Raw genomic sequence first — 6,221 nt, 5'->3', positions numbered from 1 at the left:
CGCGTACCCCGGGGGACGACACGACGGAACCCGGGTCAGGGTGCCGTGTCGTCCGCCCAGGTACGCGTGTCGTCCAGCCAAGTACGCGTGTCGTCCGTCGCGGCACGGGCGACGGTCAGGAGGACCGGCGCAGGGCCGCCGGGGCGTCCGCCGGGACCGCCGGGTTCTTCGGCGCGATCGGCTCCAGCCGCGTGTACCCCGAGTTCTGCGCCGGCCGGGCGTCCGGTTCGCCCTTGTTGGGCCAGAGTGAGAACGCTCGCTCGGCCTGGGCGGTGATCGTCAGGGACGGGTTCACGCCCAGGTTCGCCGTGATCGCCGCGCCGTCGACCACCGACAGGCCCGGGTAGCCGAAAACCCGGTGGTACGGGTCGATCACGCCCTCGTCCGCCGTGGCGCCGATCGGGACGCCGCCGATGAAGTGGGCCGTCAGCGGGATGTCGAAGATCTCGCCCCACGTGCCGCCCGCGAGGCCGCCGATGCGGTCGGCCGTGCGTTCGTTGGCTTCGTGGCCCGCCGGGATGAAGCTCGGGTTCGGCTCGCCGTGGCCCTGCTTCGACGTGTACTTGCGGCGGCCGAACAGCCCGCGCTTGGTGTACGTCGTGATCGAGTTGTCGAGGCTCTGCATCACCAGCAGGATCACCGTGCGCTCGCTCCAGCGGTAGCCGTTGAGCAGCTTCGCCGTCTGGAGCGGGTGCTTGACCATGAACGACACGGCCTGCCGCCAGCGCGGCACCGGCGAGGCGCCGTCCGTGGCGATGGTCTGCAGCAGGCTCATCGCGTTGCTGCCCTTGCCGTAGCGCACCGGCTCGATGTGGGTGTTCTCGTCCGGGTGGATCGACGACGTGATCGCGACGCCGCGGCTGAAGTTGCGGCTCTCGTCGACGTCGGTGCGCGCGGCGCCGATGATCGCCTCGGAGTTCGTCCGGGTCAGCTCGCCGAGCCGGCGCGAAAGCGCGGGCAGCGTGCCGGTGTCCTTCAGCTTGTGCAGCAGGTTCTGCGTGCCCCAGGTACCCGCGGCGAAGACGACCTTCTCGGCGGTGATGGTCGTCCGGAACCGGCGGGAGGTCGTCCCGGTCTTCTTCAGGTCGACCTCGTAACCACCCGCGACCGGCCGGACCGAGGTGACCGTCGTCAGCGGGATGACCTGCGCGCCGTCCTGCTCGGCGAGGTACAGGTAGTTCTTGACCAGCGTGTTCTTCGCGCCGACGCGGCAGCCGGTCATGCAGGCGCCGCACTCGGTGCAGCCGGTGCGTGCGGGACCGGCACCGCCGAAGAACGGGTCCGCCGCCTTCTCGCCGGGCTTGCCGAAGTAGACGCCGACGGGCGTCGGGTGGAACGAGTCGCCGACGCCCATGTCCTTCGCGACGTCGCGCATCACGACGTCCGACGGCGTGATGGTCGGGTTGGTGACGACCCCGAGCATCCGGCTGGCCTGGTCGTAGTGCGGCGCGAGCTCGGACTCCCAGTCGGTGATGTGCGACCACTGCTTGTCCGCGTAGAACGGCTTCAGCGGCCGGTAGAGCGTGTTCGCGTAGACGAGCGACCCGCCGCCGACACCGGCGCCCGCGAGCACCATGACGTCGTTGAGCATGTGGATGCGCTGGATCCCGTAGCAGCCGACCTGCGGCGCCCAGAGGTAGCGCTTGAGGTCCCAGGACGTCTTCGCGAACTCGTCGTCGGCGAACCTCCGCCCGGCCTCGACGACGGCTACGCGGTAGCCCTTTTCGGTGAGCCGCAGCGCCGCGACGCTGCCGCCGAACCCCGATCCGACCACGACGACGTCGTAGTCGAAACCATCTGCGCTGGTGGTGGTGTTACTGGCAGTCACACCTTGAGCGTAACCCGGGGTTCCCGTCCTGACCAGAGGTAAGTTACTGGCCAGTCACCCGTCTGCACGATTCTCGGAAAGTGATTGTGGGTATACAAAGAGTAGCTCGATGTTCACGCCGGCGAGACCCGTCGGCGGGACACGATTTCCGGGAGGGACCGCCATGGGCCCCCACAAGCTCACCGGTTGGCGCAAGTCGAGCCACAGTCACTTCGAAGAGAACGCCTGCGTGGAGATCGGTTCCGCGCCGGGCGTCGTCGGGGTGCGGGACACCAAGCAGGCGGCACTCGGTGCCGCCCGCCCGGTCCTCGTCTACCCCGTGGAGGCCTTCACGGCCTTGGTGGCCCACCTCACCGGCGGACGGTGAGCCCCACCCGCTGGAACTCCTTCAAGTCCGAGTAACCCGTTTTCGCCATCGCCCGGCGCAGGGCACCGAAGAGGTTCACCACGCCCTCCGCGTCGGACGACGGCCCGAACAGCAGGGTCTTGAGGTCGACGGCGTAGTCCGGCCCGGCCGCCACGCGCGAGCGCGGCAGTGACGGGTGGGCCGCGGCCGCCGTCCAGTACAGGCCCTGGCCGGGCGCGTCCGACGCGGCGGCCAGCGGTGAGCCGAGCATGACGGCGTCCGCGCCGCACGCGATGGCCTTCGCGATGTCACCCGACGTCGTCATGCCGCCGTCCGCCAGCACGTGCACGTAGCGGCCGCCGGTCTCGTCGAGGTAGTCGCGGCGGGCGGCCGCGGCGTCGATGACCGCCGTGGCCATCGGGACGCCGATGCCGAGCACGCGGTCGGTGCTCGTCACGCCCGGGGTGTACCCGTGGCCGACGATGACGCCGGCCGCGCCGGTGCGCATCAGGTGCATCGCCGTGCGGTAGTCGCTGACGCCGCCCGCGATCACCGGGACGTCGAGGCGGCCGATGAAGTCCTTGAGGTTCAGCGGCTCGGCGTCGCGCTGCACGTGCTCGGCGGAGATGATCGTGCCCTGCACGACGAGGATCTCGACGCCGGCCGCGATCAGGTCCGGGGTCAGCTCGGCGGCGTGCTGCGGGCTGACGCGCGCGGCCACCGTGACGCCGGACTCGCGGACCGTCTTGATCGCCTCGGTCAGCAGGTCGAGCCGGATCGGCGCGGCGTGCAGCTCCTGCAGCACGCGGCCGACCGCGGTCGGGTCTTCGACGTCCTCGGCCGCGCGGACCAGCTGGAAGATCGCGTCCTCGACGTTCGGGTGCCGGGCCCACAGGCCTTCGGCGTTGAGCACGCCCAGCCCGCCGAGCTCGCCGACGGCGACCGCGGTGCCGGGCGAGACGATCGCGTCCGTCGGGTGCGTGACCAGCGGCAGGTCGAACCGGTAGGCGTCGATCTGCCACGAGGTGGACACCACCGACGACGACCGGGTCCGCCGTGACGGCACGATCTCGACGTCGTCGAGGTCATACGCCCGCCGCGCGGTGCGGCCCATCCCGATCTCGACCAGGTCCCGCACGTGAAGCCTCCTCCGACGACGACAATCTGCCGTGCCCCATTGTCGCTAGTCCGCGTGGGTGACCCGCACACGGGGGTTAGAACAGCAGCAACACGGGCAGTGCACCGGCTCCGAGCCCGGCCACCATGCCCGCCGCCGCCAGGATCGGGCGCTTCGCCTCTGTGCACGCGGCGAGTGCGCCGAGTAGCAGCCCACCGCCGATCAACACCGCCCAGAAGGCGCCGAGATCGCTGGAGTCGACGGCGGTCCGCACGCCGTCGGCCTCGATGGCCTGGACCTCCCGCCCGACCTCGGAGATCTCCACCCGCAGCCACCTCCCCTCCGGCTGGCCGAGGTGCCGGTCCCGGCCCCAGGCGTCGAACTGCTCGCCCGACGCCGTGCGGAGGACGAGGTGGCGCTTCTGGTCCTCGCCCGCACCCGGCTCGGTGCTCAGCGTCGACGGCCCGGAGTCCGCCACCTCGACCACGGCTTCTTCCCAGCCGGCCGGACCGGCCGACTGGAGGCACCAGAAGGCCGCGAGGGTGAGCGCCGCTCCGGCGAGGAGCGCCCACAACGCCGGCCTGACGTCCACGGCTCACACCCGGACGAACACGGCGACGGGCGACAGCGTGGCCCCCAGGGCCAGCGCCAGCCAGGTCGCCAACGGTGGGTAGAGGTTGAGCCGGACCGCGCCGAAGTACACCGCGCCGAGGGCCAGCAGTGACGCGACGATCAGCAGCACCGGCCGGATCACCCCCGCCCGCAGGTCGAGCACGCCGCCGCCGGCGCGCAGGTAAGCGATGGAGCCGTCGACGGTCGAGACGTCGAGCGCGACCGGCTGCCCCGGCGGCAGGTCGAGGCCGGGCCCGACGGTCGTGATGTCGTAGTGGCGCCCGCCGGCCGCGTCGATGCCGACGGTGTGCGGCACGGCGTCGCCGTCCCCGCCGACCGGGAACTCGCCCTGCTCGTGGGACACCACGTGCCCGTCGACGCGGTAGGTGGGCGCGTCCCGGCCGGCGAGCACCTGGCACATGAGGCAGACCACGCCGCCGAGGAACAGCGAGACGAGCGCGACAGCCGTGAAGAACACCCTGCGGAGCACGCGCGTGAAGCGGCCGACCGTCATGGCGTCCAGTGCACACCACGGTGGCCACGGAAGGCGATAGGCCAGTTACCGTAAGCACTCTGGGTTACGAGGTTCGCCCGAAGAGGCCCCTACCTGCGGCCGGACGGGGGCATCCGGCCTCGAACCACCGGCGATCTTGTAATCAGGGCAGGTCGCGAGCGGTGGCGCGGGCCACCGCTCGCGATCGGCGGCTCAGCGGGTGGTGTAGTTGGGAGCTTCGACGGTCATCGTGACGTCGTGCGGGTGGCTCTCCTTGAGGCCGGCCGCCGTGATCCGGACCAGCTGCGCTTCCTGCAGCTGCGCGATCGTCTCGGCGCCGGCGTAGCCCATGCCCGCGCGCAGGCCGCCGACCAGCTGGTGCACCACGTTGGCGAGCGGGCCGCGGAACGGGATCCGGCCTTCGATGCCCTCGGGGACCAGCTTGTCCTCGTTGAGCACGTCGTCCTGGGCGTAGCGGTCCTTGGAGTACGACTTCGCCTCGCCGCGCGACTGCATGGCACCCAGCGAACCCATGCCGCGGTAGACCTTGAACTGCTTGCCGTTGACCAGGATCAGGTCGCCGGGCGCCTCCGCGGTGCCGGCCAGCAGGCTGCCGAGCATCACCGTGGACGCGCCGGCCGCGATGGCCTTCGCGATGTCGCCGGAGTACTGGATGCCGCCGTCGCCGATCACCGGGATGCCCGCCGGGCGGGCGGCCTGGTCGGCCTCGTAGATCGCCGAGATCTGCGGGACGCCGACCCCGGCGACGATCCGGGTGGTGCAGATCGAGCCCGGGCCGACACCGACCTTGATGCCGTCCGCGCCCGCGTCGACCAGGGCCTGCGCGCCCGCGCGGGTCGCGACGTTGCCGCCGACGATGTCGACGGCGTCGCCCAGCTCCTTCTTCAGCAGCGAGACCGTGTCGACGACGGCGCGGGAGTGCCCGTGCGCGGTGTCGACCATCAGGACGTCGACGCCCGCGTCGGCCAGGGCCATCGCACGCTTGTGGCCGTCCGGGCCGACGCCGACCGCGGCGCCGACGATCAGCCGGCCGTCCGGGTCCTTCGTGGCCTTCGGGTACTGCTCGGTCTTCACGAAGTCCTTGACCGTGATCAGGCCGCGCAGCTTGCCCGCGCCGTCAACGATCGGCAGCTTCTCGATCTTGTGCCGGCGCAGCAGGCCGAGCGCGGCGTCCGCCGAGACGCCGACCTGCGCGGTGATCAGCGGCGCCTTGGTCATCACCTCGGACACCGGGCGGCTGTGGTCGACCTCGAACCGCATGTCGCGGTTGGTGATGATGCCCACGAGCGTGCCGGACGCGTCGGCCACCGGCACCCCGGAGATGCGGAACTTCGCGCACAGGGCATCGACCTCGGCCAGCGTGGCGTCGGGCGAGCAGGTGACCGGGTCGGTGACCATGCCGGCCTCGGACCGCTTCACCACCTCGACGGCGGCGGCCTGCTCGTCGATCGGGAGGTTGCGCTGGAGCACGCCGATGCCGCCCTGGCGGGCCATGGCGATCGCCATCCGCGCCTCGGTGACGGTGTCCATCGCCGCGGACACCAGCGGGACCCCGAGCGTGATGTTCCGGGTCAGCCGGGTGCCGGTGTCGACCGTGCTGGGAACGACGTCCGATTCCGCCGGCAGCAGCAGCACGTCATCGAAGGTCAGGCCGAGCATGGCGAACTTGGCCGGAACGGGGGCGGTGATGCCGTCGCTGGTCATAGCGGGTGAAGGGCCTTCCTGGCGCGGGGTGAGCGGCGTCGCCGGGGCGACTCGGAGCCTTCCCCTCATGATATCCGGGCCCGGCCCCCGCCCCGGGTGG

General features: G+C 71.5%; 6 protein-coding genes. 1 reads left to right on the top strand and 5 read right to left on the bottom strand.

Features of this window, described 5'->3' with window-relative positions; translation table 11 throughout:
- Positions 1-115: 115 nt before the first annotated feature.
- Positions 116-1,828 (bottom strand): GMC family oxidoreductase N-terminal domain-containing protein, encoded by a 1,713-nt coding sequence (locus ACGFMK_RS05410; protein WP_392758595.1) that lies wholly within the window; start codon positions 1,826-1,828, stop codon positions 116-118.
- A 163-nt stretch (positions 1,829-1,991) separates the two neighbouring features.
- Here ACGFMK_RS05410 and ACGFMK_RS05405 point away from each other — a divergent pair, with 163 nt between their 5' ends.
- The gene (locus tag ACGFMK_RS05405; protein ID WP_392758594.1) at positions 1,992-2,195 is read left to right on the top strand and encodes a DUF397 domain-containing protein; all 204 of its coding nucleotides are present in this window, start codon (positions 1,992-1,994) and stop codon (positions 2,193-2,195) included.
- Here ACGFMK_RS05405 and ACGFMK_RS05400 read toward each other — a convergent pair.
- The 4 genes from ACGFMK_RS05400 to guaB all read right to left on the bottom strand — a co-directional run bounded on the left by ACGFMK_RS05400 (position 2,179) and on the right by guaB (position 6,121).
- Positions 2,179-3,312, bottom strand: a complete 1,134-nt coding sequence (locus ACGFMK_RS05400) for a GuaB3 family IMP dehydrogenase-related protein (RefSeq protein ID WP_323329588.1) — start codon at positions 3,310-3,312, stop codon at positions 2,179-2,181. The two genes, ACGFMK_RS05405 and ACGFMK_RS05400, sit on opposite strands and share 17 nt — an antisense overlap.
- Before the next feature lie 76 nt (positions 3,313-3,388).
- The gene (locus tag ACGFMK_RS05395; RefSeq protein WP_392758592.1) at positions 3,389-3,883 is read right to left on the bottom strand and encodes a hypothetical protein; all 495 of its coding nucleotides are present in this window, start codon (positions 3,881-3,883) and stop codon (positions 3,389-3,391) included.
- Between the two features lie 3 nt (positions 3,884-3,886).
- Positions 3,887-4,417 (bottom strand): hypothetical protein, encoded by a 531-nt coding sequence (locus tag ACGFMK_RS05390; protein WP_392758590.1) that lies wholly within the window; start codon positions 4,415-4,417, stop codon positions 3,887-3,889.
- 192 nt (positions 4,418-4,609) lie between these two features.
- Entirely contained in the window at positions 4,610-6,121 is a 1,512-nt protein-coding gene (gene guaB / locus ACGFMK_RS05385; RefSeq protein WP_392758587.1) for an IMP dehydrogenase, read from the bottom strand.
- Positions 6,122-6,221: the final 100 nt, after the last annotated feature.

The sequence above is a fragment of the Amycolatopsis sp. NPDC049252 genome, assembly GCF_043197175.1.
In the GTDB taxonomy this organism is placed as follows: domain Bacteria; phylum Actinomycetota; class Actinomycetes; order Mycobacteriales; family Pseudonocardiaceae; genus Amycolatopsis.
Note: the sequence above shows the minus strand (reverse complement) of the source record. Positions and strands in the feature narration are given on the sequence as shown.

Coding starts and splice junctions, on each gene's coding strand:
- ACGFMK_RS05390 (WP_392758590.1), bottom strand. CDS start 4,417: ATGACGGTCGGCCGCTTCACGCGCGTGCTCCGCAGGGTGTTCTTCACG.
- ACGFMK_RS05405 (WP_392758594.1), top strand. CDS start 1,992: ATGGGCCCCCACAAGCTCACCGGTTGGCGCAAGTCGAGCCACAGTCAC.
- guaB (WP_392758587.1), bottom strand. CDS start 6,121: ATGACCAGCGACGGCATCACCGCCCCCGTTCCGGCCAAGTTCGCCATG.